The sequence below is a fragment of the Spirulina sp. CCNP1310 genome, from assembly GCF_034932185.1.
Taxonomy (GTDB): domain Bacteria; phylum Cyanobacteriota; class Cyanobacteriia; order Cyanobacteriales; family Spirulinaceae; genus Spirulina.
This window is the reverse complement of record NZ_JAYGHW010000006.1, coordinates 84591-111072: the sequence shown is the minus strand read 5'-3', so window position 1 is coordinate 111072 and position 26482 is coordinate 84591. Positions and strand designations below refer to the sequence as shown.

Below are 26482 nucleotides of genomic sequence, written 5' to 3'. Positions count from 1 at the left end.
CTCAGGAATTCCCTTTTGCCGCTGAACTCAACAGCATGGCTCGCCAAGCATCCGCAGAAAGAGCCTGGAGTGCAATCTCGCGATTCTACGAAAACTGCAAGAAGGGTATCCCCGGAAAAAAGGGATTCCCCTCCTTCAAGAAAAATAACCGCTCAGTAGAGTACAAAACCTCTGGGTGGAAGTTAGATGAGAATCGCAAGGTCATCACCTTCACCGACAAGAAGGGCATTGGTAGACTAAAGCTCAAAGGCACTCGTGATCTGCATTTCTATCCCATAGAGCAGATTAAGCGGGTTCGCCTCGTCAAAAGAGCCGATGGCTACTATGTCCAGTTCTGTATTCGTGCAGAACGGACTGAATTCGTTGAACCCTCTGGTCGAGCCATCGGCTTGGATGTTGGACTCAAAGAGTTCTACACCGATAGCAACGGTGAAACAGTGGGAAACCCCCGACATCTCAGGAAAAGTGAGTCACGACTCAAGCAGTCGCAGCGCAATGTTTCCAGGAGGAAGAAAGGGGGTCAGAACCGAGCAAAGGCAAGGGTGGTTCTCGGTAAACGCCATCTCAAAATAAGTAGGCAGCGTCAAGATTTTGCCGTGAAGTTGGCAAGATGCGTAATCCGGTCTAACGACTTGGTGGCTTACGAAGATTTAAGAATCAGGAATATGGTGCGCAATCACAGCCTTGCTAAATCGATTAGCGATGCTTCCTGGTATCAGTTTCGACTGTGGTTGGAATACTTTGGCAAGGTGTTCGGGAAGATCACTATTGCTGTTCCACCCCACAGGACAAGCCAGGAATGCTCTCGCTGCGGTGCCATTGTCCAGAAGACTTTATCCACTCGGACTCATGTTTGTCGATGTGGATGTGTGATGGACAGGGATCATAATGCAGCGAGAAACATCCTCCGTCGGGGATTGAGTACGGTAGGGCATACCGGAACTTTTGCGCGAGACGTAAGCAACGCTTCAGGAGAATCGACCTCTACTTTGGCTGGAGTCATCCTGTCTGAGCAAGTTGGCTCGTTGAGTGAAGAATCCCCGTCGCTTTAGCGCGGGGAGTGTCAACCTGGATTAATGGGGTGGACTGTCGCCAAACTGAAGGGAAGGATTAAAGTGGAGAGACAACCTGCCAGGGGTCTAATCCACCATTCACTCCCATTGATGCCAATGAAACGGCCCAAACTGAGCGCAATTTTTGACCATCGGCATCAGGTTTGGTTCTTTGCTCCGGCAGTGACGGTTTTAATTTTGACGCTGCGGGCTTTGGGATGGCTCCAAGGTTTGGAGTTACAAAGTTTTGATGCCTTGGTGCGATCGCGCCCCCTTGAAGCCCCTGACCCCCGAATTGTAATTATTGGTATCGATGAACTGGATTTACGGGATCTGGGGCAATGGCCTTTTCCCGATAAGCATTTAGCAAAATTGCTGCGCCAGGTGGAAGCGCAAAAACCGGCAGCCATTGGTTTAGATCTCTATCGGGATTTGCCGGTGCGACCCGGCCATGATGAGCTAGTGGCGGTCTTTCAAAATACCCCCAACCTGATCGGCATTGAATTGGTGTCCGAACATTACCCGGCTGATGGCGTTGCGCCGCCGCCGGCCTTGGCGGCCAACGGTCAGGTGGGGTTTAACAATGTGGTGGTGGATCCCGATGGCAAGCTGAGGCGGGCGGTGCTGTCGATGGTGAAAGATGAGGAGCCGGTGGCTTCCTTTGCGATGGTGTTGGCGAGTTTATACCTGGAAGCAAAGGGGATTACGCCGGAACCTGACCCGGATCAGCCTTTGGTGTTCCATTGGGGGAAGGGGACGGTGCGGCCATTTACGGGGGAGGATGGCGGCTATGCGGGGGTGGATGCGGGGGGGTATCAGATTTTGCTCAACTATCGCGGGCCGGGGGGGTCTTTTGAAACGGTGGCGATGCGGGATGTGTTGAAGGGGACGATCGCCCCCGATCTATTTCGCGATCGCATTGTTTTGATCGGTGCAACGGCCATGAGCCTTAATGATTTTTTCTATACCCCCTACAGTGGCGATCGCATTACGACCCCAGAGCGTACCGCTGGCGTGGAAATTCAAGCCAATATGATCAGCCATCTGCTCGCCCTTGCCCTAGAGGGCCGTCTTGGCATGATCACCCTACCAAATTGGGGGGAATGGCTCTGGGTCGGGGCGTTAAGTACGTTAGGGGTGGGGATTAGTTGGCGGCAACAGCGGGATCGACCCCTGGGGCAGTTTGTGCCGCCTTGGGGTTGGGTGCAGGGAGGGATAGCGACGGGGTTGATTCTCGCGAGTACGGTGGTGGCGTTTCACGCGAGGGGCCTGTGGTTGCCGGTGGTGCCAGGGACGTTGGGCCTCTGGGGAGGGGCGATCGCCGTCACGCTCTACACCGCGCAATTAGAGCGGCGGGAACGGCAAACGGTGATGAATTTGTTTGGCCGCCATGTTACGCCTAAGGTCGCGGAGGCGATTTGGCGCGATCGCGATCATCTCCTCCAATCCGGGCGTTTACCGGGGCAAAAAGTCACCGCTACCGTCCTATTTAGCGACCTCAAAGGTTTTAGCACCATTGCCGAAGCCATGGCCCCGGAGGCGTTGATGGCTTGGCTCAATGACTACATGGGGGAAATGACCGATGTGGTGCTGGATCAAGGGGGCATTGTCGATAAATTTATTGGCGATGCAATTATGGCGGTGTTTGGCGTGCCTATTGCCCGTGGGACGGAGGCGGAAATTCGGGCCGATGCGATCGCCGCCGTCCAATGCGCCTTGATCATGGCGCGGAAATTAGAACGCCTCAATCAATATTGGCAGGCCAACCAAAAACCCCGCACCGCCATCCGCATTGGGATTGCCACAGGCCGGGTCGTGGCCGGCAGCCTGGGCAGTCATCAGCGGCTGGACTATACCACCATTGGCGATACCGTCAACATCGCCGCTCGCCTCGAAAGCCTAAACAAATTTCAAGACCATAGCCTTTGCCGCATTTTGATCAATCAGGAAACCTATGAGTATGTGCGGGATTGCATCGATGCCCAATGGGTGGGGAAAGTGAATTTACGGGGCCGGGGCCGCCCCAGTGATGTGTACCAGGTGATCTATCGTCCCTAATTTCACGGATGGCGATCGCCCCCCCTCAGGGGAGAAAATAAAGTAGTTATCCGGAAAAATACGTCCAATAGCCGTAGTGCTAGACAGTGAGTTGCCTAAAAGCTTAGGGATTCCTGCGAGGCCAGCCTGGGGGCTTCTACCAATTGGGAACCTGTTGATTATTTGTGGAGCATGATGACTGTGTTGAAATCTATTCTTGTTGCCCTGCTGGTGAGCCAAAGTTTTGGGCTGATGGCCCCCATCATTAAAACCCCAACGGTAGCCACAGCCCAAACCTTAGCTTTCATTCCCCCCGCCACCTCCAGCCCCCGCCGCAGCCAAGGCTCCGGGTCGCGGGGTTGTGCTCAGGCAGAATTAGCCAATGTGCAGTTACAGCCAGTGATTCCCTCCGCGACGGTGGCGGGCCAAACCACCCAAAGCCATCCCTCGTTTTATTGGGTGTTAGAGCATGGCGGCGAAGTGCCTGTCACCCTACAATTTAGCCTCAGCCAAGAGGGAGCCGATGAACCCCTCTACACCGAAACCATCACCACCACCGAAAGCGGTGTAATGTCGGTAACGTTACCGAGCGATCGCCCCGGTTTAGAAATCGCCACAGCGAGGGAAAGTGCGCTCTATAGCTGGTCGGTGATGCTGATCTGTAATGCGGCCCGTCCCTCCGCCAACCCCTATGTCCTCAGTTGGATTGAACGGGTTGCCCCTTCCCCCGAATTAACAGCGGCCCTTGCTGGGGCAATGACCAAGGGCGATCGCGCCGCCGCCTATGCTGACCATGGCATTTGGTACGACATCCTCAAAACCATGGCAGAAGTCGGGGGGGATCACGAGGTCGAAACCTATTTCGATACCTTTGCCACCACCCCATAAGCCAATTGTGGCTAACCTGCCCCGGGTTGATCACGGATCAACCCGGAGCATTGTTGTGGAGTAGTCGCAATCGCAAGGGTTGCCCTACTCTTCCCTTTTTCAATTCAACCAACAGGGTATGATCAAGAGGTTTTCCATTCCCTTTGCATCATGCTCGACGAACAAGCAAAAAAAACAATGCTCCGCAAAATCCCCCACGGCCTCTATATTTGTGGGGTGAAAGATGGCGAAAATCGTAACGGCTTTACCGCCAGTTGGGTGATGCAGGCTTCCTTTAAACCGCCCTTGGTGGTGAACTGCGTCAAAGCCGATTCTGGCTCCCATGCCATGATTAAAAATAGCGGTGTGTTTGCCCTCAGTGTTTTGGATCACAGCCAAAAAGAGGTAGCCGCCCAATTTTTTAAACCCCAGCGATTAGTGGGGGATAAATTAGCCGATGTGGACTGTATTGAAGGCCCGGAAACCGGCTGTCCCGTGTTAACGGATTGCCTGGGTTATGTGGAATGTAAAGTCGTTGGCTCCGTTGAACAGGGGGATCATACGGTGTTTGTCGGTGAAGTCGTGGGGGCGGGCATTCATCGCGAAGGCGATCCCCTCCTGTTGGAAACCACCGGCTGGAACTATGGTGGTTAAAATTGCCCTGTTGAGGGCGAAAGATGTTTCGCCCCTACGTTAATCCAATTTATGGATGAGGGCGAAAGATGTTTCGCCCCTACGTTAATCTGATCGCTTTTGAATTATGCCTTTACTGAAAATCCAAACCTCCATCTCTAGCCCCGAACCCGCCCAAATAGAGGCCCTGCTGAAAGGGCTATCTGCGAAACTGGCCAAGCATTTGGGTAAGCCCGAATCCTATGTGATGACCGCTTTTGAAGCCGATGTGCCGATGACGTTTGGCGGCACGACGGAACCGGCTTGCTATTTGGAAATTAAGAGCGTTGGCACGATGCAACCCGCCCAAACCCAAGCCATGAGCCAAGATTTTTGCACGGAAATCGCCACCCAGTTAGGCGTTGCGAAAAACCGGGTTTATCTTGAATTTGCCGATGCTAAGGGGGCGATGTGGGGCTGGAATGGCACCACCTTTGGTTAATGCCTAGGCAACGGTGACGGGATTGTTGGCTTTGAGCAAGAGGCCGTATTCAATCCCCTCCACCACCGCCTGATAGGAGGCATCAATGATATTGGTGGAAACCCCAACGGTGTTCCAACGTTCCTCGCCATTGCTGGATTCCACCAATACCCGCGTTTTTGCGTCGGTTCCGGAGGTGCTGTCTAAAATCCGGACTTTGTAATCGGTGAGGTGGAACGTGGCAATTTCCGGATAGAACTTGACTAACGCCTTGCGCAGAGCAGCATCTAAGGCTGAAACGGGGCCATTGCCTTCCGCCACTTCGAGAAGATTTTCCTCGTTGACGCTGAGTTTGATCGTGGCGATCGCATTTTCCCCGCAGGTATGGCCCATGCCCTGCAAAATATCACAATGCACCTGAAACCCCTTGAGCGTAAACAGGGGTTGCCGTTGCCCCAAGGCCGAGCGCATCAACAGTTCAAAACTCGCCTCCGCTGCCTCAAATTGATAGCCCTCACTTTCCAACTGCTTCAACTGCTGCAAAATTTCCCGACAGGTTGCCCCCTTCGGATCTAACTCCATGCCAAAACTGCGGGCCTTGGCGAGGATATTACTCAATCCCGATTGATCAGAAATGACAATCCGCCGCTCATTGCCCACCGCCTCCGGGGCAATATGCTCATAGGTCAAGGGGTTGCGGGCCACGGCAGAGACATGAATGCCCCCCTTATGGGCAAAGGCCGATCGCCCCACAAAGGCCGCATGATCATCGGGGGCTAAATTCGCCCATTCACTAATCGCCCGACTGGTGCGGCTCAACTGTTGCAACTGCTCCGGGGCAATGCAGTCATAGCCCAGCTTTAACTGCAAATTGGGAATAATCGAGCAAAGGTTAGCATTGCCGCACCGCTCCCCATAGCCGTTGATCGTCCCCTGTACCATCGTTGCCCCTTCCATAACGGCGGCGATCGCATTGGCCACCGCCGTTTCTGAATCATTATGGGTATGAATCCCCAAGCGGGGCGCGTCCTGATCCTGAGTCAATCCCGGCAACGCATCATAAACTTCCCCCACAATCCGGCCAATCTCATGGGGCAACGTCCCGCCATTGGTATCACAAAACACCAACCATTCCGCCCCCGCTTCCCAGGCCGCCCGCAAGGTTTGCAAAGCGTAATCTGGATTGGCCCGATAACCATCAAACCAATGCTCCGCATCGTAGATCACCCGCCGCCCCTGACTGCGCAAATAGGCGATCGTATCGCGGATCATCGCCAAATTTTCCGCCAAACTCGTTTGCAGCCCCGCCTCCACATGGAGATCCCAAGACTTGCCAAAAATCGTCACCCACCGCGTCCCCGCCGCCAAAATCGCCTTAAACAAAGGGTCTTCCGCCGCCAACTTCCCCGGCCGCCGCGTCGAGCAAAAGGCCACAATCTCCGCATTTTTCAACGGCTCCTCCTGAAGCCGCCAAAAAAACTGCACATCCTTCGGATTGGCCCCCGGCCATCCCCCTTCAATAAAGGGAATGCCCATTTCATCCAGCTTGCGGGCGATCTTGACCTTATCTTCAATGGACAAGGCAATGCCTTCCCGTTGAGCGCCATCCCGTAGCGTCGTGTCGTAGAGCCAGATTTTCGATGCCTTATCCATAGTGATGTGTTGCGCTTCCAAATCAACCATCTTTCTATTGTGGCCTTGAAAGGGCTTCCTTGGGCCCCTAACCGCGCCCCTTCATAATTTGTTCCCGCAACGCCATCAACTGATCACTCACCTCTGTGGAAGTGGAGCCAGATTCTCCCGTTCCGGCATTGGGCATTACGGCGCGGGTTAAATCGGCGTTGCGGAAATTGGTTTCATGGATATTGGCATCAATGAGGACTGCATCCACCAGTTTGGCCCCGATCAGGTTTGACCAACAGAGTTTGGCCCGATAGAGCTTGGCTTCCGTGAGATCCGCCCCCCGCAGCGTTGTCCAGGAGAGATTCGCCGCCCGCAGGTTGGCCCGTTGGAGATTAATGCTGGCCAAGTTGGCGCTGTTCATCTGAGCGCGGCTCAAATCGGCATCACTGGCATCGGCATTGGTGGCATTGACCCCATGGAGAATCGCCCCGGTTAAGTTGGCTCCATGGAGATTGGCCTCCATCAAAATGGCATTGGTTAAATTGGCCTCTGTTAAGTTCGCTTCCATGAGCAACGTTTTCATCATCTTCGCCCGCCCTAAATGACAGCGGATCAAGCGGGTGCGGCTCATATCGGTATCGCGCAGATCCGTTTCGCTCAGAATCGCATCGGTAAAGTCAGCGGATTTTAAAATCGCCCCCTGTAAATTGGCTGCCCGTAAACTGGCATCGCGCACCTTGGCCCCGGTCATGTTGGCGTTGTGGAGGTTCGCGCTAATCAAATTGGCTTCGGTGAGGTCGGCTTCTAAATGTGCTTCAGTGAGGTTCGCCTCGCGAAAATTCGTCCGTACTAACTTTGCCCCAATTAAATTCGCCCCACTCAGATCACATTCACGAAAATTGGCCTCAGTCAGATCCGCACCGCCTAGGAAAGCATTCCGTAATTCCAAACCCCGGAAATCGCGCTCTCCGTCTGCATAGCGTTGCAAAAGTTCTGCTGTGTCCATGATCTCTCAGTTTGACGTTAGGGGATAAGGGGGAGCATTAAGGAATTACCCCCCGTGGGAGTTAATTGTAATTTTCGCAGATGCACTGGGCTTTTCAGGTTGTTTCTGAAATGATACTCGTCTAGCCGCCATTTGGCCATTGATTTCTATTCTAGGGCTTCTTTGCGAGGCTAGACTGAACTGAGACTCTGAGCGTCCCCCTAACGTGGCACATTAAAGAGAAGAATATTGTTTGAGAGTAAGCGTTATGTCTGAGAACCGCAGAAGTCAAGTTGTTACCCAGGGGGTACAGCGATCGCCTAACCGTGCCATGTTGCGGGCCGTGGGGTTTGGGGATGGGGATTTTACGAAGCCGATTATTGGCTTGGCCAGTGGCTACAGCACGATTACCCCTTGCAATATGGGGATTGGGGATCTGGCCACGACCGCAGAAGCGGCCCTCAAGGCGGCGGGGGCGATGCCCCAAATCTTCGGCACAATCACGATTTCCGATGGTATTTCCATGGGAACCGAGGGGATGAAATATTCCCTGGTGTCGCGGGATGTGATTGCCGACTCCATTGAAACGGTGTGTAATGGCCAGAGTATGGACGGCGTTTTGGCCATTGGCGGCTGTGATAAGAATATGCCAGGGGCGATGATCGCCATGGCCCGCTTGAATATTCCGGCGATTTTTGTCTATGGCGGCACGATTAAGCCGGGGCATTACGATGGCCAGGATCTCACCGTCGTCAGTGCCTTTGAAGCGGTGGGCCAACACAGTGCAGGCAAGATCGACACAGAAACCCTAACGCAAATTGAGCGCCACGCCTGCCCTGGGGCTGGCTCCTGTGGGGGGATGTTTACCGCCAATACGATGTCTTCAGCTTTTGAGGCCATGGGGATGAGCTTGCCCTATTCTTCGACGATGGCGGCGGAGGATGCGGAAAAAGCGGAAAGTACGGCGGCTTCGGCGCGGGTGTTGGTGGAGGCGGTGCGCCAGCAGATTTTGCCCCGGCAGATTTTGACCCGCAAAGCCTTTGAAAATGCGATCGCCGTGATCATGGCCGTTGGCGGTTCGACCAATTCCGTGCTGCATTTGTTGGCGATCGCCAATACCATCGGCGTTGAACTCACCCTTGATGATTTTGAAACGATCCGGGGGCGCGTGCCGGTGATCTGCGACCTCAAACCCAGTGGCCGCTATGTGGCCACGGATCTCCACCAAGCCGGAGGGATTCCTCAGGTGATGAAGATGCTCCTTAACCATGGCCTGCTCCATGGCGATGCCCTCACCATTTCCGGCCAAACCATTGCCGAAGTTCTCGCGGATATCCCCGACGAACCCCGCCCCGACCAAGATGTGATCCGCCCCTGGGATCGCCCGGTTTACACCACGGGCCATTTAGCGATCCTTAAGGGCAATCTCGCGGAAAATGGCAGTGTGGCGAAAATCAGCGGCGTGAAAAACCCCAGTATCACCGGCCCCGCCCGCGTCTTTAATTCGGAAGAGGAATGTCTGGATGCAATCCTCGCGGGCAAAATCCAAGCCGGGGATGTGGTGGTGGTGCGTTACGAAGGCCCCAAAGGTGGCCCCGGTATGCGGGAAATGCTCGCCCCCACTTCGGCAATCATTGGCGCAGGCTTAGGGGATTCTGTGGGTTTAATCACCGATGGCCGCTTTTCCGGCGGAACCTATGGGTTAGTGGTGGGCCATGTGGCCCCAGAGGCGGCGGTAGGAGGGGCGATCGCCCTTGTTGCCGAAGGGGATTCCATCACCATCGATGCCCACAACCGCAGCCTAACGCTGAATGTCGATGAGGCGGAACTAGCCCAGCGTCGCGCCCAATGGCAACCGCCGGCCCCCCGTTACACCCGTGGTGTGTTGGCAAAATATGCGAAACTGGTTTCCTCTAGCCATTTGGGGGCTGTGACGGATCTGCCCAATTAGACGATCCCCCCGGCTACGCCGACCCCCTTAATAAGGGGGTTAAACTCAGAACCCCCCTTTTTAAGGGGGGCAGGGGGGATCTCCCCATCAACACTATTTGTAATTGAAACTGTGGAAACCTCCTTTTCCCGCGATGACATCGCTGCCGCTTTGATCCTGCCCACGGATTTTAATTTTCAACTTCCTGATCCTGAAGACGATGAGATTCACGACCACGAATTTAATCAGCAACTCGATGAGGTGTGGACGATTTGTGAGCGGTTTGATCTGCAAACGGATATTTGGCGGGGGCGCGTGCTGCGGGCGGTGCGCGATCGCGAAAAACGGGGCGGTGAAGGCCGGGGCAATGGCTTTCTCAACTGGCTCAAGGATCGGGAAATTACCAAAAGCCAAGCCTATGCCCTGATCCAATTGGCCAATAGTGCCGATACCCTCCTCTCGGAAGGACAGCTTGACCCCACCTCCATCAACCTGTTTAGTAAGCGGGCCTTTGTGGAAACCGCTAAAGCTGAACCGGAAGTGCAGCGGATGATTAGTGAGGCGGCAGCGGGGGGCGATCGCATTACCCGCCGGGAAGTGAAACAACTCACCGACGAATGGACTGCCGTGAGTTCCGACCTGCTCCCCGCTGAAGTTAAAGCCAAAGCCGCCAACGGCAGCCTCCCTTCGCGCCATCTCGCCCCCTTTGTGCGAGAACTGGAAAAACTCCCCGATAGCCACCTGAAAACCATCCAGGTAGAAGTGGCTAATACTCCCGATGTGGATATGGTGAAAACCCTCACCACCGAGGCGAAAAACCTCTCTAAATACCTCGATGCAGCGGCCCAAGTCCAAACCTTGAAACGATCCCCTGTGGATCTCGAACTAGCCCTTGCAGAAGCGATGCGCCTAGATTGTCTCAACACCGCCGCCGAACTGGTGAAACAAGCCAGCACCCTAGAGCAAACCGTGGGCAAACTCTACACCACTTGGCGACGACTGGGGAGTTTGGCCGATCGCCTCTATGTGGATACCGGAGCCAGCAACCCCCATCTGCGGGCGATGCTCACCAGCCTCACCAGCCTCACCCAGGAGGTGATCGAAGTCCAACTCGATGAAACGGGAGAGCGGTCTGTTCGCCTGCGGATCATGAGCGATCCCGATGGGTAAGCAATTCCCTCTCCCCCAGCCCCGGTTAATTATGGTTTTTGCCGGTTTTGGCCGCTGAAACGACTGGCTTGGGCGGTGGGGGGGGGACGGATAGACCCCGTTGCAGAAGGATGAGCGATCGCTCCGGGATGGTAATCACCGCATCATGTTTGTACACCGGCCCCGCTGTTAAAAATCGGGGTTCTAACGTATCAATGATCACCTGCCATTCCCACAGTTGCAACCGTTCCGGCAGGGTAAATTCTAGCTCGCCATAGTGGGCATTGAGGAAGAGTAAAAAGCTTTCGCCAAGAATGCGATCGCCCTTTTCGTTCACCTGCTCCAACTCTTCCCCATTGAGAAAAATCCCCAAAGCCTTCACATAGTCGTTATTCCATTGCTCATCAGTCATCTCCATCCCATCGGGATTAAACCAGAGGATATCGCGCACCCCTGAGCCGTGAATTTCTCGCCCTTGGAACCAATTGCGCCGTTGAAATACCGGGTGATTGTGGTGGAACGCAATTAACTCGCGGGTAAATTCCAGTAAATCGCGATTGCTTTGGGTGAGTGACCAATCAAACCAAGAAATCTCATTATCCTGGCAATAGGGGTTATTATTCCCCTGTTGGGTGCGGCCCATTTCATCCCCCCCTAGGAGCATAGGAACCCCTTGGGATAGCATTAAGGTGACGAGGAAATTGCGCCGTTGTCGTTCCCGCAATGCGATAATTTCCGGATCATCTGTTGGCCCTTCCTCCCCACAATTCCAAGACCGATTATGATCATCGCCATCGCGATTCTCCTCGCCATTGTCCTCATTGTGTTTTTCGTTATAACTGACTAAATCATTGAGGGTAAAGCCATCATGGGCAGTAATGAAATTAATACTGGCACTGGGTTTGCGGCCGCTCAATTCATAAAGGTCTGAGCTGCCGGTAAAGCGGGAGGCAAATTCTCCGACACTGCTTTCCTGGCCAATCCAAAAATCCCGCATCGTATCGCGATATTTCCCATTCCACTCTGACCACAACAGGGGAAAATTCCCCACCTGATAGCCCCCTTCGCCAATATCCCAAGGTTCGGCAATTAATTTCACGGTGGATAATACGGGGTCTTGGTGGATGATATTAAAGAATGCCCCTAAATTATTAACATCATAGAGTTCCCGCGCCAAGGCTGAAGCCAAATCAAAGCGGAAGCCATCAACGTGCATTTCCTCCACCCAATAGCGCAAACTGTCGGTGATTAATTTCAAAATTTGGGGATGGCAAACATTTAGGGAGTTGCCGCAGCCGGTGAAGTCCATATAAAAACGGGGATTATCTTCTAGGGTGCGGTAGTAGGAAGCGTTGTCAATGCCCCGCAGGGAGAGGGTCGGCCCCATGTGATTGCCTTCGCCGGTATGGTTATAAACCACATCGAGGATCACCTCTAGGCCAGCTTTGTGCAAGGCCTTCACCATGGTCTTAAATTCCTGCACCTGTTCCCCCTGTTTGCCCTTGGCACTATAGCCGGAATAGGGAGCAAAGTAGTTCAAATTGTCATAACCCCAATAGTTATGGAGGTCTTTGCCGACTAAATGGCCTTGGTTGATGTAGATGGCATGGATGGGGAGGAGTTCAACGGCGGTGATGCCTAAAGATTTGAGGTATTCGATGGCAGCGGGATGGGCAAGGCCGCTATAGGTTCCCCGCAGGGGAGCGGGGATGTCGGGGTGTTGTTTGGTGAAGCCTTTAACGTGGATTTCGTAGATCACGGATTCATGCATGGGAATCCTGAGCAGTTCGTCGCCTTCCCAATCGAAGCGAGGGTCAATGACGACGCATTTGGGCATATAGGGGGCGCTGTCGAGGTCGTTAAACCCTAGATCTTCTGCGTCCCCTTCCCAGGGGTAGCTATAGATGGCTTCATCATGGATGACATCGCCAGCGATCGCCTTGGCATAGGGGTCAATCAGCAGTTTATTGACGTTGAAGCGATGGCCCTGATGGGGGAGAAAGCTGCCATAGACGCGGTAGCCATAGCGTTGACCCGGCCCGACATTGGGTAAATACCCATGCCAAACAAAGTGATTATTTTCCTTGAGGGAAATGCGGGTTTCCCGATCCTGCTCATCAAACAGGCAAAGATCGACCCCCGTTGCATTTTCACTAAACAGGGCAAAGTTCGTACCTTTCCCGTCCCATGTTGCACCAAGGGGATAGGATTGGCCGGGCCAGAGGGAGTAATCCATAGGTTGCAAAGGGTTGATTTTTTAAATCTCTCTTAAGAATTTACCAAAAAATCCGGACTTGCCGACTCTTCTCCTCGCCTGGGGGCTGGTTCCCAAGCCGGGAAGAGCATCGGGTGGCTTTTTGGTATAGAATCTAGGCAAAATTGTCAAGGTAGTACAAATGCTTAATTTGATTTTAGGTTTGATGGGTGAATAGTGGACGATATTGGGTGGCGATCGCGTTTATGGATAAGTTAATAAATTGAGATTAGGGATGAAATGGTAGTCCTTCTGATTTTTGCTGAGTAAAGCAATATTTTCTACAATAGCTGTTGCCGCAATCAGGGCATCGGGAATGAGGAGGTTATGGCTGAGATTGTAAGTTTGCATGAGTTGGATGGCAATTTTGGCAATCGATTCATTTAGGTTTAGTCGATGAAATTGCTTAAGAAATTGATTGAGGTGTTGCAATTCTGCTTTGTTACGACAACCAACGATTAATTCCATTTCTGTAATACTGGAAATGTTGAGTTGATATTGTTGAGATTCTTCAGTAAGACGTTTTTGGGCGGTGTTGTCGTTGTTGGCGATGTCGATGAGGATATCGGTATCAATGAGTAATTTCTGCATATTACCGCGTCCATTGATTTTGACGAAGGTTTCGCACCCATTGACTGCTATCTTGGATTTCAGGTCGATCACTCCACATTCCAACAAAGTTTTGACTTTTTAGGTTTAACAGGGTAGGTTTTACTGGATTGTCTTGAGAATTAGTTTTGAGAAGCTGGACAAAATCAGCTACTTTTTGTTGGGACTCTGGGGAGAGTTTTAGAATTTCAGCGGTTAGGACTTCAATTTCAACCATGGTTAAGAAATTTCGTAATCATGAGTCAGTCTATCTAAATTTTATCACCGACATTCCACCCATTAACCCCATTGTCGGGGCGAAAACTTTTTCGCCCTTCACGGGTTCACCTCGACGATCGCCAGGTTCCATTGCCCCAACTGATTGGTTTGAAAAGCCACTTGCGAGCCATCACCGCTGATGGTGGGATGGCGCACTGAGCCGCGCAGGTTGGCGGTGAGGAGTTGCGATCGCTCCCTTTGGCGGTCATAAACGAGGATATCGGAGCGGCCCCGTTCCGTGGAAACGTAGGCGAGATAACGGCCATCGGCACTGAGGGCGGGTTGATCCTGGCTGGAATCGCGGCGGTTGAGGTTGGGGAGGGGGATCAGTTGGCGGGTTTGGAGGTCGTAAAGGAAAATATCGCGGCGGCCGAGGCGATCGCTACTAAAGGCTAAATAACGACCATCGCCACTATAGGCGGGGTGTTCCTCCGGGCTATTCGTATTTAAGCCTCCGGTGGGAATCTGGGGCTGAACAAAGAGGGCGCAACCTCCCAAGCAGCATAGGCTAATGATCAGCAGCGGTTTAATCCAAGGCATTGCCATCGCGGTCATAAATGAGAATATCCCATTGCCCCGTTTGATTGGCTTCAAAGGCGATCGCCCCCCCATCAGCACTGATTACCGGATGGCGGACTTGGGCTTGGAGGCCTTCGGTGAGGTTGCGACTGAGGGCGGTTTCGCGATCGTAAACATAAACATCGGCTAAACCCAAACGACTCCCCAAATAGGCAATATAGCGGCCATCTTCAGAAATGGAGGGATCGGCGATCGTTGTGGTGAGGGAATTTAGCCCCGGTAAATCGAGGAAACGCTGGCCCACGGTATCGAAGAGATAGAGATCGGGGGAACCGTTGCGATCGGACACAAACACCAAATAGTTGCCCATATATTGGGGAGAAAGTTCCGCCGCCGGACTATTCACACCCCGGCCGCCGGGATCATAGGAGAGGTTTAACCGTTGGGGATAGCTTTGGCAACCGGCCAGAAGGATCAGCAAGCCATAAAACCAGGGAATTTTCCGCACCATACTGGATTTAAAAGATGATCTCGTGCCATGGCTCCGCCATGGCATGGGCGTTAGGCGGCTCTGCCGCCTGGTGGAGGCAGAGCCTCCGGGAGGGCATGACTTGGCGGAGCCAAGTCATGAGGAAAACAATCATTCGCCCATGCCTGATACTCTATAGTCTAGCCCCTCACGTTTACCCCCTATGGCTGAAATTTATCCCGTCATTTGGGAAGGCGATCGCGTCCTCCTCATTGATCAAACCCAATTACCCGCCACCCTCACCACCGTGAGCATTGCAACCAGTGCAACGATGGCGGAGGCGATTAAAACGATGATTGTCCGGGGTGCGCCAGCCATTGGCGTAGCGGCGGCCTATGGGATGTATTTGGGAGCGCGGGAGATTGCCGCCCCCCAGCGGACGGTATTTTTAGCGGAATTGGAGGCGATCGCCCACACTCTGCGCTCCACCCGCCCCACCGCCGTTAACCTCTTTTGGGCCATCGATCGCCAACTCACCACCGCCCACCAAACCCCCGGCGATCCCGATGCCATCCGCGCCGCTCTCCTCACTGAAGCCCAGGCGATCCAAGCCGATGATCTGCAACGCTGCCAAGCCATGGGGGATCATGGCTGTACAATTCTCCCCCCCAGTCCCGAAAAACTAACCATCCTCACCCACTGCAACGCGGGGGGCCTCGCCACCGCCGGTTATGGCACAGCGGTAGGCGTGATTCGTTCCGCTTGGACAGCGGGGCGATTAGGGCGCGTCTTTGCCGATGAAACCCGGCCCCGGCTTCAGGGGGCAAAGTTAACGGCTTGGGAATGTGTGCAAGCGGGCATTCCCGTCACCGTGATTACGGATAACATGGCGGCCCACTGTATGCAGCGGGGCATGATTGATCTGGTGGTGGTGGGGGCCGATCGCATTGCCGCCAATGGCGATGCGGCCAATAAAATCGGCACCTACGGCCTCGCAGTGATTGCCCAAGCCCATCAAGTCCCCTTTTATGTGGCGGCTCCCTTTTCGACGATTGATTTCAAGATTGCCACGGGGGCAGAAATTCCCATCGAAGAGCGCGATCCCCAGGAAATTTACCAAGTGGGAGAGACCCGCCTTTGTCCGGAGGGGGCGGAGTTTTATAACCCGGCTTTTGATGTCACGCCAGCGGCGTTGATTGCTGGAATTATTACCGAAAAAGGTGTATTTCCCCCGGATCAATTGCCCCAAGAGCAAACTTAGTCAAAAATAATCTGATGGGCGTTCAAAGTCCCTCTTCCAATCTCGGAGAGGGATTGAAGGTGAGGGCAATCTATGAAGCGGGTGAACAAGCTGTATTTCTGATGGTATTGATCAAGGCTCTATGACCGGCGAGAATCACGCGATCGCGGAGCGCATCTCCTTCCACCTCCGCACCCACATGGCCGCCCAAGGTATCACCAGTTTTCGCCAACTGGCCCAACGGGCGGGCCTTTCCCCTAGCCCCATTCGTCAATTACGACGGGGCAACATTGGCCAAATTAAAGGGGAAAGTCTGCAAAAAATTGCCCAAGCCTTGGGGATTTCCCTTGATCAACTGTGGCAGGATTGTCACCCGGAAGGGTTACAATCTGCGCCTCCTATGGATCCGGTTCAACAATATTTAGAACTCATTGAACCCTGGTTGCGGCAATGGCCCACCGTCGTTGCTGCTATAGCTAACAATCCCGACCTGCCCGCCACAAAGGTCATCCCCCTCGTCAAACCCTTGGAAGCTTTGATCGCCACCTGGGACATTGCCCCCATTGCCCCCATCGGTGCAGAACTCCCCTACGATCCCCAATTTCACGAATTAATGACGGGAACGGCGGCAAGGGGCGATCGCATTCGGGTGCGTTATGCGGGTTATCGTCGGGGGGAAAAGTTGCTCTGGCGGGCCAAGGTGTCGCCGGTTTAGGATGTAGGGGAGAAAAGTTGTTAGGAAAGGCGGATGACGTTGCAAGAATTACAAAATCAGGTATTGCAGTTACCTACGGGCGATCGCTGGCAGTTAGTACAAGTTCTTCTAGAATCCCTGAAACGGGAAGCAGACCTCAAGCCTAAGCGAAGGAACCTGTCACGTTTGCGAGGCATTGCTAAAATTTCAGCAGTTCCAGGGGAGAGTAACGCCCAAGCAGATGCAGATTATGTAACCTATCTGACTGAGAAATATCAGTAATGCGAGTTTTAATTGATACTAATGTCGTTCTTGATTTTTTGCAAGAACGAGAGCCGTTTGTAGCAAATGCCACAAAATTATTTGAACGCATTGATGTTGGAGATATCGAGGGTTTTATCGCAGCAACGACAATGACTAACATTTACTACATTGTTCGTAGGGCAGCAGGGAGGGCAGTGGCGCAAGATGCAATTACTCAGGTGTTAAGTGATCTAAACATTTGTACAGTCGATTTAGATGTGCTAGAACAAGCTCTTGCATTAAATTTTGAGGATTTTGAAGATGCAGTACAGTACACTTGTGCAATAGCATATGGTCTGAGTGCGATTGTAACCCGTGATGCTTCTGGATTTATAAATGCGGAAATTCCTGTGGTCTTGCCTGAAGATATTGATACTATCAATGGTGCTGAGTGAATCTGTAGACTGCGGTTTGATGTTACCCCTTTCCCTCAAGGATTCCCCGATTCCCCAACGGGCAGCGATCGCATTCGGGTGCGTTATGGGGGTTATCGTCGGGGGGGGAAAGCTGAAGAGGGCGAAAGATTTTTGTGCCTCCGGCAGACTTACACCAACGCCCCTACGGGTTGATGGATTGTGCCAGAGGGATTAGGGGCGGGTGGAGCTTTGGAAGATGACTTGGCCGTTGTGGTAGACCCGTAAATTGATAATCAGGGGGCCGGCGGTGAAGGTGTTTTCCTCAACAACGGCTTGGATTTGGCCGAACCGTTCCGGTGTGGTTTGGAGTTGATCGAGAAAACGGGTGAAGGTTTGCACCGTGCCATCCCCCACCTGAATTTCCCCTAAGACTCCTGCTCTTCTGGCCCGGAACTGCGCTGCGGCGAGGAGGGTATCGAGGCGGGCGCGGACTTCCTGTTCGGTCATTTGGTTAGAATCCGCTGACACCGTGGCGATCACATCCCCAGCATTAAAGAGCTTTTGGTTGAGAACGGCATCGGCAAACACTAGCACCGCTTGCTCTTGCTCTACATAGTTCCCGGCGGATAAAATGCGCACCACATAATCCTGACCATCGCCAATCTGCTCCACCAGTTGATTGACTTGGGCTTGGGTGATTTGGACGACGCGATCGCCCCCCTGTTGATTCCCAAAAGGCCGCGTCGCCTCAATCGCCCGGCGATTGGCTTGGCTGAGGAGTTGATCCACGGCATTTAATGCCCCCGTGGTATCGACAACGCGCAACACGCCAAAACTGAGGACTTCCCCCCGCACTAGGGCTAAATTGCCCTGACGGAGGGCCTGATAGTCTTGGTAATATTGCTCGAGAATTGCCACCTCTTGGCGGACAAAGTTTAGTTGGGCGGTGAGTTCTTGGAGGTTGATTTCCCGCGCTTGGAGCGTTTCGTCCCGTTGGGCAATGTCAGTATCTAAGGATTGAATGCGGCTATCCCGCTGGCTGATTTCCGATTGGAGGCGACTGCGTTGGGTTTGGAGGGTGTTGAGTTGGACGGCTCGTTGCCGGAGGATTTGGTCTTGGCTGATGATGCGACTGTTGCGATCGCGCAAAATTTGATCCTGCCCCGCAATCAGATCATCCCGCTCCCTGACCTGCTGTTGCAGACGGGGAATTTGCACCAAAAGCCGCTCCCGCTGGCTACGGAGAATTTCCAGTTCCGTTTGCAGCCGCCGGGCTTGGGCGGTCATTTCTCGATAGCGTTCCTGAACAAGGCGAAAACTGCGCTCAGTGCGTTCTTGCTCCAGCATTGCCTGCTCCAGTTCGCCATCAATGCGGCTGCGCTCGGCACTCACTTCGTCCAGTTGCGCCTGGGCAATGCGGAGGTTGGCCAAAATGGTGTCCAGGTTAAACACCCCTTCTCGTAGGGATTTGCTTAAGCTGAACAGGATGATCAAACTCGATCCGGAAATGGAAAGGCCCGTGAGGACGGTAATTAGCGTCGCGGTATTGCGGGGACGGAGGTTAAACAGCCGTAGGCGGGCTTTGCCGACCTTTGTGCCAATGCGATCGCCAAGAACCGCAAGAATGCCTCCTAGGAGCAGAACAGCGGCAATCAGAACGTAAGCACTGGTCATTGATGAACAAGATTGACAATAAATTCAGATCCAAGAATCCTCAAAACCAGAGCGGGGCTACAGGGTTGATTCCTCGGGAGGAAGAATCCCCCATGATTTTGGAGTACATCGCCAATTCCTCAAAATGCTACAGCATCACCATAGGACATTTTTCCAAAAGCAGTGACGCGGTTACGATTTTTGATCGCCCCTGGGAAGGGTGCAATGGCGGTTTAGGTGAACTGCTGACTGAGGGCTACTGGGTTATGGACGGTGATTTTCTTTTTGTGGATGGAGATCATTTCCTCTTGACGGAGATCCCCTAAAAGACGGGTAACGGTGACACGGGTCGAGCCGATGGCCTCGGCGATCGCCTGATGGGATAATTTCAAATCAATGCGAATCCCCTCCGGCGTAGGTACGCCAAAATCCCGACAAAGAATCAGCAAAAAGCTCACCAACCGTGACCCCATATCCCGATGGGCCAAGGTTTCGATCATCATTTCCGTTTGTAGAATCCGGGAGGAAAGCCCTTGGAGCATGAGCAGGGAAAGTTCCGGGTTTTCCTTGAGGGCCTTTTGCACTTGGTCAATGGGAGCAGAGAGCAGTTCAACGGGGGTGAAGGCCACGGAATGATAAAAGCGATCGGAATGCTGGCCGGTAATCAACGACAGCACACCAAATACGCTATTTTCCCGCAACAAAGCGACGGTAATTTCCTCCCCCGCTTCATAAACCCGGGAGAGCTTCACCGCCCCTTTGAGCAAAAAATAAACCCGTTCGGCAGGGTCTCCGGGAAAAAAGATGGTTTTGCCGCGCTCAAAGCTTTCCACCACCGGCGGGAACGATCCCCCCCCCACCTGACGAAACACGGAAACCAAAGATTTTTCTTGCGGAAACGATAATTCCATTACGATTTTCTAAAAACGTGAGCGATCGCCCAGAGTAGGATCAAAACTAGCCCGGAATGCCCCAAAGACAGGAAAGGCCACGGTTTAAACCGTTTCTCAGTATACAGCCTTTTTCCAAACTCCCCACTCCCTACTTCCCACTCCCCCCCCGACAAATCCCACACAACTCCACCACCTTCATTTGCAACCATTCCAAGGGGTCAGCCCCCCGCTTTAGCCCTAACTCCAATTCTAGGAGAATGGGTAAAGCTTGCAATAGCTGCCCTGTGGTAATGCCAGCGATTTCTTTGCGCAAAAAATAGAGGCGTTTGGGGTTGCCCAATTCCGCCACCTTGGCGATCGCACTATCATCCCTTTCCCCACTGTCCACCATCACTTTAATTAACGTCCAGGTGCGAAATTGTCCGATCAACGTGGCCACAATCCGCAGGGCCGGTTCATTGAGGCGCAACAATTCCGCCACTAAACCCACGGCTTCACTGGTTTTGCCATCGCGGATTGCTGCCGCCAGTTGGAGGCTGTTTTGGGTGTTGGCGATGGTGAGTTGGGCCACCACATCGGCATCAATGGCTTGGCTTGGATCATTGCAAAACAGTTGTAGCTTTGCCAGTTCGCTGTAAAGTTGCCGGGTTTGATTGCCCACGGAGGTGGCGAGGAGTTCGACGGCGGCGGGGGTGAGGTTGAGCGTTAACCCTTGGGCGGCGCGGCGGACATTGGCAATCAATTCATCGGTTTTCCAGGGCGGGATCAGGGCAAACTCACGGATTTGAGCGTGCTTTTGGAGGAGTTTGGTGGATTTGGCGCGGCCGTCGGGTTTTTTGGGGCTGGTGAGCAGGAGCGTCGATTGGGGGGGGATTTGGGGGAGGGTGCGTTGGAGTTCCTTGAGCAGGCTTTCGGAACATTGCTGGCAAACGGTGGTATTGGCGAGCCAAACGAACCGCCCCCCCATGCCAAAGGGGGGAGTCATGGCCTGATTTAACCCTTCAATCACCGCATCAGCCTGATCTCCGGGGATGGTTTCGCTGTTGAATGCGCTCCAATTGGGATCGACGACTTCGCCTTGGAGTTGGGCGATCGCCCGCTCCATGGCAAAGTCATCTTCACCCCAAAATAAATAGATAGGCATAGCACAGGCTAGAATCGGATCAAGCAAGAACTTCAAGATAAACCAACGTGGACGAAACCTATCAGGCTTATCTCAATCGCGTCACGAAGCTGACACTTCCCGATGCCTATCGTAGCCAGATTCAAAATATTCAAGAATCCCCCAAATTTCATGGGGGCATTGCCGTGCCGTTTCCGGGTTATACGATCAACACCCCCGGTGAAGCGGATGGCCGTAATCAAAGCTTTTATCGACATTTAGTGGCGACCCAGGCCCTGATGATGTCAGCGGTGGAAGAGATGGAGCCGGGGTTGATCCTGCCGGTTCCGTCGGAAAGTTTTCACCTCACCGTTGCGGATCTGATTTGGGATTCCAACTATCACGAGGCCCTGGCCCATACGCCGGATTATGAGGGACAACTGTGCGATCGCCTTGCCCAAAGTTTTACCAAATACCAAGCCTCAATCCCCGAACGGGGCCCCATTGAATTACAAATTGTCGGGTTGTTGGTGCGTCCCAGGGCGGTGGCGATCGTCCTCGTCCCCATTGATGAACTGTCCTACCACAAAATGCTCCAACTGCGGCGAGCGGTCTATCAAAACTCCGGCCTGATCGCCCTGGGCATTGAACAGCAATACCCCTTTACCGCCCACATTCCCCTCGGCTATTTCGCCCACACCCTCACCCCTACTCATTACGACCGATTCCTAGACATCATCATGAATCTCAATGATCGCTGGCTAGGGGCCGAACCGGAAATTCTCCGCAGTCACCGCGCCGAACTGCACAAATTCGATGATATGAATCACTTCTATCATCAGCCCCGATTTCCCACGGTGGAGTTTTGAGATTCCCCTCAATCCCTTATAGGTGTAGGGGCGAAAGATTTTTCGCCCCTACGAGGGAATGAGGGTATTAAGCCGTTACCGCGAGGGCTTCCGCTTTCAACACCGCCGCCTTATCGGTTTTTTCCCAGGGCAGATCCAAATCCGTCCGGCCCATGTGACCATAGGCCGCCACATCCTGATAAAACCGACCGCCCCTTTCCGCCGGGAGCTTGCGCAGGTTAAAGGCTTGGATAATCCCCGCCGGCCGCAGTTCAAAATGGCGTTTCACCAGATCCAGAAGGATATCCTCATCCACCTGGCCCGTCCCAAAGGTATCCACCAAAATACTCACCGGCCGCGCTACACCAATGGCATAGCTCACCTGCACCTCACATTTCGCCGCCAAACCCGCCGCGACAATATTCTTGGCCACATAGCGACAGGCATAGGCCGCCGAACGGTCTACCTTTGTGGGATCCTTACCGGAAAACGCCCCGCCGCCATGGCGAGAATAGCCGCCGTAGGTATCGACAATAATTTTCCGCCCCGTTAAGCCGGAATCCCCTTGGGGGCCGCCAATGACAAACTTGCCCGTGGGATTGACGAGGTAACGGGTCGCCTCCGTCGGTTTAATGGCAATATCAGCAAACACCGGCTCAATCACCCGCTCGATCAGATCCGCCTTGATTTTGGCTTGGATTGCATCGTTATCAGTGAGATCACCAATGGTTTCGCTGTGCTGCGTGGAGATCAGGATCGTATCAATGCCCACGGGTTGACCGTCTTCATAGAGAACGCTCACTTGGGTTTTGCCATCGGGGCCCAGGTAGGACAGTTCACCACTTTTGCGCACAGCGGTTAACTGGCGGGAAATGCGGTGGGCGAGGCTGATGGGCAGGGGCATTAATTCCGGGGTTTCATTGCAGGCATAGCCAAACATTAACCCTTGATCCCCCGCACCGATCGCATCGAGTTGATCCTCACTGAGGGCTTCTCGCTGCTCTTGGGCGCTGGTTACACCTTGGGCAATATCGGGGGATTGCTCATCTAAGGCGATCAAGACCGAACAGCTATCCGCAGAAAAGCCATTGTTAGCATCGGTATAGCCGATTTCGGCAATTTTTTTGCGAGCGAGGTCAATATAATTAACGTTCGCCTGGGAAGAAATTTCCCCGGTAATCAGGACTAACCCGGTATTCACCACCACTTCAGCGGCAACGCGACTGCGTTCATCTTGGGTGAGCAGGGCATCAAGAATTGTGTCAGAGATTTGATCACAGATCTTGTCGGGATGCCCTTCGGTGACGGATTCTGAAGTAAATAAGTAACGACGAGCCAACGTGGTTTCCTTCTCCTGCGACTGATTGAGATATATCTTAACCTTAGAAGACACTGGCCACTATGGCCCCTGTGGGGGTTTCGGCTTTCATACCTTGGATGGTTATTAACAATGCTAGAAATTCGCGCTGCTACTCCCGCTGATGTACCGACGATTTTTCACTTCACTCAACAGTTAGCGATTTTTGAAAAGTTGCCGGAGGCGGTGACAGGCACGGCGGCACAATTGGCTCTGGATTTATTTGGCCCCCGGCCTTTAGCGGAGGTGGTTTTGGCCACATGGGCGGGGGAGGCGGTGGGGTTTGCGCTGTTTTTTCCCACCTATTCAACGTTTTTAACCCGGCCAGGGCTGCATTTAGAGGATTTGTTTGTGTTGCCGGATTATCGCGGGCGGGGCATTGGCCGGGCGTTGCTCACCCATCTAGGGGCATTGGCTCAGACGCGGGGTTGTGGGCGTTTGGAATGGGCGGTGTTGGATTGGAATGCGGGGGCGATCGCCTTCTATGAGCGGATGGGGGCGACGGTTTTACCGGATTGGCGAATCTGTCGGGTGGAGGGGGAAGCGCTGGATCAATTAGCCGCTTCATCGCCGGTCTGAGGTGCAACCCTTGAACGCCCCCCATCACTGCATTAATCCCCATTGTCCCGCCCCCTTTCCCCAACCGGCTCACCATCGGTTTTGCCAGCGGTGCGGGACGGCGTTGCTGCTGCGCGATCGCTATCTCCCCCGCCAACGGTTAGGGGCGGGGGGGTTTGCGACGATCTACAGCGTTTGGGATCAACAACGGCAGGAGGAGCAGGTGCTGAAGGTGTTAACGGAGCCATCGGAAAAGGCACTGGAATTGTTCGCCCAGGAGGCGATCGTGCTTCGCAGCCTCAACCATCCGGGCATTCCCCATGTTGATCATGACAGTTTTTTTGAAATCCCGACCCCCAGCCAAACTCTTTACGGTTTGGTGATGGAAAAAATCACCGGCCCGACGATGGAAACGGTGCTTTTAGAGCAGTATCCCCAGGGTTGCCCGGAGGCCCTCGTTCAAGACTGGATGCGGCAGGCGGTGCAAATTCTCCGCCGCCTCCACCGTCGCCACATCATCCACCGGGATATTAAACCCTCGAACCTGATGCTCCGGGCGGAAACCGGGCAATTGGTGTTAATTGATTTTGGCGGCGCGAAACAGGTGGGGGAAGCGAGGGATTCAACGCGATTGTTTTCGGCGGGCTATAGTCCGCCGGAGCAGGTGGTGGGGGGTCGGGTGGAGCCGACGGCGGATATTTATGCCTTGGGGCGTACCCTTGTCCATCTCCTCACGGGGGAACCGCCGGAGCATTGGCCGGAAACGGCGCGGGGCCTGGATTGGGTGCAACCGGGTTTAATCTCGCCCCCGTTGCGGGCATTGTTGGCCGAGATGATTAGCCCGAATGTAGGCGATCGCCCCCCCTCGATGGCGATCATCGCCCGCCGCCTCCAACAATTGGGGCCACCCCGCTGGCAAATCCAACTGCGGGAGCAGGGGCAACGCCTGCGCCGCCAGATGCAGCGAAAAACTCGCACCCTCTGGCGGCGAGGGATTGTGCCGCTTTATCGGGCCAGCCGTCAGACTGTGGAGCAGGGGGTGGGGGCCAGTGGGGGGGCGATCGCCGGTTGTCTGCTCGGCTATAGCGGGGGCAAAGTGGAAAACATCGGGGCGCGGGGGGCGGCGGCCTTAACCGCTTGGCTCCACGCGCAATTACCGGGAGTAATGGTGACGGTGGATGAGCGGTTTTGGGTGGTGGTGTTGGCGGGATTGGGGACAGGCTACGGCATAGCTTGGGGGGGGTTAGGGTGGCGATCGCCCCTCGCCACAGGTTTAGCCGGAGCCTTAAGTTATGGGGTAGCCTGGCTGTTTTGGGTGGGAATGCCCTACGGGGTCGATATCCGTTTACCCCTATGTTTGGGATTAATTCTATTGGTATTCGTGGGATTGGGACGAAGGGAAGATGTGGGGTTAGGGTTGGGAATGAGTGGGGCGATCGTCCTTGGTGGCATGGGGTTGATGGCGAAATATTGGGGACTGACCGCCCAGGATTGGGGGGTGATGGTGGATCTCAAGGATGTGATGCTCAGTTATGGTTTTTGGGCGATATTCGCCCTGTTGATCAGTATCGGCAGCAGTCTAACCTCGCACATCATCGCCCCCCTCTGGCGGCGTTATCGGTAATGGGGTTTGGCCGATTTCAGCTTGTGCGCGAGAACGCTAGCCTACAAAAATTGATAAGCTAATGGCTGTAAAGTTTGGCGGGTAGAAACGATGCTTAAAAACTCTTCGGTGATCAGCGTATCTCCTGAAATCATGGGCGGCACACCAGTTTTTACAGAAACTCGGGTTCCCATTGAGACACTTCTGGACTATCTCAGGGGGGGAGAATCCATCGACAATTTTTTAGATGGATTTCCAACGGTAACAAGGGAGCAGGTTATTACGTTTCAAGCCTTAATGAGAGAGAGGCGATCGCCCTCCCCCTAAACTCACGATTTAACTATAAATGATTTATTGTCAATGAATTCAAGTATTAAATTAAATGCTTTTTTAGAAAAAAGAATACTTGCATGAGTCGCAGTGACTGCTCTGTAATGATTGCTGTGATCTGGTTTAACATCCCTTCTGGATAAAACCGTATCATTGGGTGATGGTAATGCAAATAAATATCCCAATATAAAATTGACTGTACCCGCTATAACGGCTAAATTTTTAATATGATCAAACTCAAATAAATCTTGATGAAACTCTGACAATGTTTTGCCGACAATTAAAAAGCCAAAGGGAAGCTTGAGAATACCTCTAACAATTTTGCTGCCATTGTGTGGAGTGGCTAGGTTGACAATTGAACTAAATTGGTATGAAGGATTATTGACTAAAAATTTTAATGCGACAATGCCCCCCAAACTATGACACACAAAATTGCCATTTTGAATATTGTTCATTTCTATAAACTTTTTAAGTTTATGGGCATTACTATCAAGCCCATCGAAATAATAAGAATATCTAAATAAAAATACATTAAACCCTTTATTTAATAGCCGTTTTTTCAAAACAAGCATTTCTAGACCACATAGTCCTGCACCATGGACAAGGATGATGTTTTTTGAACTTAGCATAACTCTGTATTAACTACATTTGAAGTATGATTTTTATGGAGGCGATCGCCTCCAAAATATCACCCAAAATT

Annotated in this window: 28 protein-coding genes; 15 read left to right on the top strand and 13 right to left on the bottom strand. The window is 53.2% G+C overall.

The window, feature by feature from the left end:
- From VB712_RS03300 to VB712_RS03280, 5 genes are all read left to right on the top strand, one after another.
- On the top strand, positions 1-1052 hold a 1052-nt coding region (locus VB712_RS03300), incomplete at its 5' end, for a transposase (RefSeq protein ID WP_323252101.1).
- 117 nt (positions 1053-1169) lie between these two features.
- Positions 1170-3110, top strand: a complete 1941-nt coding sequence (locus VB712_RS03295) for an adenylate/guanylate cyclase domain-containing protein (RefSeq protein ID WP_323252099.1) — start codon at positions 1170-1172, stop codon at positions 3108-3110.
- Positions 3111-3290: 180 nt separating this feature from the next.
- Positions 3291-3977 carry a DUF928 domain-containing protein gene (locus VB712_RS03290; RefSeq protein WP_323252098.1) on the top strand — a complete coding sequence of 229 codons (687 nt, stop codon included), beginning with the start codon at positions 3291-3293 and terminating at the stop codon, positions 3975-3977.
- Between the two features lie 150 nt (positions 3978-4127).
- Positions 4128-4610, top strand: a complete 483-nt coding sequence (locus tag VB712_RS03285; RefSeq protein WP_323252096.1) for a flavin reductase family protein — start codon at positions 4128-4130, stop codon at positions 4608-4610.
- 106 nt (positions 4611-4716) lie between these two features.
- Positions 4717-5070 carry a phenylpyruvate tautomerase MIF-related protein gene (locus tag VB712_RS03280; protein WP_323252094.1) on the top strand — a complete coding sequence of 118 codons (354 nt, stop codon included), beginning with the start codon at positions 4717-4719 and terminating at the stop codon, positions 5068-5070.
- Between the two features lie 3 nt (positions 5071-5073).
- Here VB712_RS03280 and cimA read toward each other — a convergent pair whose 3' ends face one another.
- Together cimA and VB712_RS03270 are read right to left on the bottom strand one after the other, a co-directional pair.
- Positions 5074-6702: a citramalate synthase gene (gene cimA / locus VB712_RS03275; protein ID WP_323252093.1), complete on the bottom strand. Its 1629-nt coding sequence runs from the start codon at positions 6700-6702 to the stop codon at positions 5074-5076.
- Positions 6703-6769: 67 nt separating this feature from the next.
- On the bottom strand, positions 6770-7678 hold the full coding sequence (locus tag VB712_RS03270) for a pentapeptide repeat-containing protein (protein WP_323252091.1): 909 nt from the start codon (positions 7676-7678) through the stop codon (positions 6770-6772).
- A gap of 247 nt (positions 7679-7925) precedes the next feature.
- Between VB712_RS03270 and ilvD the strand changes: the two genes are divergently transcribed.
- Together ilvD and VB712_RS03260 are read left to right on the top strand one after the other, a co-directional pair.
- Positions 7926-9608 (top strand): dihydroxy-acid dehydratase, encoded by a 1683-nt coding sequence (ilvD, locus tag VB712_RS03265; protein WP_323252089.1) that lies wholly within the window; start codon positions 7926-7928, stop codon positions 9606-9608.
- A gap of 111 nt (positions 9609-9719) precedes the next feature.
- Positions 9720-10757 (top strand): hypothetical protein, encoded by a 1038-nt coding sequence (locus VB712_RS03260; RefSeq protein ID WP_323252087.1) that lies wholly within the window; start codon positions 9720-9722, stop codon positions 10755-10757.
- A 25-nt stretch (positions 10758-10782) separates the two neighbouring features.
- Here VB712_RS03260 and glgX read toward each other — a convergent pair whose 3' ends face one another.
- The 6 genes from glgX to VB712_RS03230 all read right to left on the bottom strand — a co-directional run bounded on the left by glgX (position 10783) and on the right by VB712_RS03230 (position 15020).
- Complete coding sequence (gene glgX / locus VB712_RS03255; RefSeq protein WP_323252085.1) at positions 10783-12972, bottom strand: glycogen debranching protein GlgX; 2190 nt, start codon at positions 12970-12972, stop codon at positions 10783-10785.
- 222 nt (positions 12973-13194) lie between these two features.
- Positions 13195-13581: a type II toxin-antitoxin system VapC family toxin gene (locus VB712_RS03250; RefSeq protein ID WP_323252083.1), complete on the bottom strand. Its 387-nt coding sequence runs from the start codon at positions 13579-13581 to the stop codon at positions 13195-13197.
- Position 13582: 1 nt separating this feature from the next.
- The gene (locus VB712_RS03245) at positions 13583-13816 is read right to left on the bottom strand and encodes a hypothetical protein (RefSeq protein ID WP_323252081.1); all 234 of its coding nucleotides are present in this window, start codon (positions 13814-13816) and stop codon (positions 13583-13585) included.
- Between the two features lie 98 nt (positions 13817-13914).
- Positions 13915-14403: a biopolymer transporter gene (locus tag VB712_RS03240; protein ID WP_323252079.1), complete on the bottom strand. Its 489-nt coding sequence runs from the start codon at positions 14401-14403 to the stop codon at positions 13915-13917.
- Entirely contained in the window at positions 14384-14887 is a 504-nt protein-coding gene (locus VB712_RS03235; protein ID WP_323252077.1) for a Tol biopolymer transporter periplasmic protein, read from the bottom strand. The genes VB712_RS03240 and VB712_RS03235 overlap by 20 nt, the downstream gene beginning before the upstream one ends.
- Positions 14888-14894: 7 nt before the next feature.
- Positions 14895-15020: a hypothetical protein gene (locus tag VB712_RS03230; protein ID WP_323252075.1), complete on the bottom strand. Its 126-nt coding sequence runs from the start codon at positions 15018-15020 to the stop codon at positions 14895-14897.
- Between the two features lie 48 nt (positions 15021-15068).
- On the opposite strand from VB712_RS03230, the gene mtnA reads away from it, so the two are divergent.
- From mtnA to VB712_RS03210, 4 genes are all read left to right on the top strand, one after another.
- Positions 15069-16106: an S-methyl-5-thioribose-1-phosphate isomerase gene (gene mtnA / locus VB712_RS03225; RefSeq protein ID WP_323252073.1), complete on the top strand. Its 1038-nt coding sequence runs from the start codon at positions 15069-15071 to the stop codon at positions 16104-16106.
- A gap of 121 nt (positions 16107-16227) precedes the next feature.
- Entirely contained in the window at positions 16228-16800 is a 573-nt protein-coding gene (locus tag VB712_RS03220; RefSeq protein ID WP_323252071.1) for a helix-turn-helix transcriptional regulator, read from the top strand.
- 33 nt (positions 16801-16833) lie between these two features.
- Entirely contained in the window at positions 16834-17061 is a 228-nt protein-coding gene (locus VB712_RS03215) for a hypothetical protein (protein ID WP_323252069.1), read from the top strand.
- The gene (locus VB712_RS03210) at positions 17061-17477 is read left to right on the top strand and encodes a PIN domain-containing protein (protein ID WP_323252068.1); all 417 of its coding nucleotides are present in this window, start codon (positions 17061-17063) and stop codon (positions 17475-17477) included. The genes VB712_RS03215 and VB712_RS03210 overlap by 1 nt, the downstream gene beginning before the upstream one ends.
- Before the next feature lie 192 nt (positions 17478-17669).
- Here VB712_RS03210 and VB712_RS03205 read toward each other — a convergent pair whose 3' ends face one another.
- The 3 genes from VB712_RS03205 to holA form a co-directional block, all read right to left on the bottom strand.
- Positions 17670-19112 carry a DUF3084 domain-containing protein gene (locus VB712_RS03205; RefSeq protein ID WP_323252066.1) on the bottom strand — a complete coding sequence of 481 codons (1443 nt, stop codon included), beginning with the start codon at positions 19110-19112 and terminating at the stop codon, positions 17670-17672.
- Between the two features lie 212 nt (positions 19113-19324).
- Entirely contained in the window at positions 19325-20002 is a 678-nt protein-coding gene (gene ntcA, locus VB712_RS03200) for a global nitrogen regulator NtcA (RefSeq protein WP_323252064.1), read from the bottom strand.
- A 130-nt stretch (positions 20003-20132) separates the two neighbouring features.
- Positions 20133-21128, bottom strand: coding sequence for a DNA polymerase III subunit delta (gene holA / locus VB712_RS03195; protein WP_323252062.1), 996 nt, complete (start codon positions 21126-21128; stop codon positions 20133-20135).
- A gap of 47 nt (positions 21129-21175) precedes the next feature.
- Here holA and VB712_RS03190 point away from each other — a divergent pair, with 47 nt between their 5' ends.
- Positions 21176-21955 carry a DUF1868 domain-containing protein gene (locus tag VB712_RS03190; RefSeq protein ID WP_323252060.1) on the top strand — a complete coding sequence of 260 codons (780 nt, stop codon included), beginning with the start codon at positions 21176-21178 and terminating at the stop codon, positions 21953-21955.
- 67 nt (positions 21956-22022) lie between these two features.
- On the opposite strand, the gene metK is transcribed toward VB712_RS03190, so the two are convergent.
- Positions 22023-23273, bottom strand: a complete 1251-nt coding sequence (gene metK / locus VB712_RS03185; RefSeq protein ID WP_323252058.1) for a methionine adenosyltransferase — start codon at positions 23271-23273, stop codon at positions 22023-22025.
- Between the two features lie 111 nt (positions 23274-23384).
- Between metK and VB712_RS03180 the strand changes: the two genes are divergently transcribed.
- The 3 genes from VB712_RS03180 to VB712_RS20370 all read left to right on the top strand — a co-directional run bounded on the left by VB712_RS03180 (position 23385) and on the right by VB712_RS20370 (position 25779).
- Positions 23385-23870, top strand: a complete 486-nt coding sequence (locus VB712_RS03180; RefSeq protein WP_323252056.1) for a GNAT family N-acetyltransferase — start codon at positions 23385-23387, stop codon at positions 23868-23870.
- A gap of 10 nt (positions 23871-23880) precedes the next feature.
- A complete protein-coding gene (locus VB712_RS03175; protein ID WP_323252054.1) occupies positions 23881-25473 on the top strand; it encodes a serine/threonine-protein kinase in 1593 nt (530 codons plus the stop codon).
- 90 nt (positions 25474-25563) lie between these two features.
- A complete protein-coding gene (locus VB712_RS20370; protein ID WP_416236234.1) occupies positions 25564-25779 on the top strand; it encodes a DUF433 domain-containing protein in 216 nt (71 codons plus the stop codon).
- 2 nt (positions 25780-25781) lie between these two features.
- Here VB712_RS20370 and VB712_RS03170 read toward each other — a convergent pair whose 3' ends face one another.
- Positions 25782-26411 carry a hypothetical protein gene (locus VB712_RS03170; RefSeq protein ID WP_323252052.1) on the bottom strand — a complete coding sequence of 210 codons (630 nt, stop codon included), beginning with the start codon at positions 26409-26411 and terminating at the stop codon, positions 25782-25784.
- Between the last annotated feature and the right edge of the window lie 71 nt (positions 26412-26482).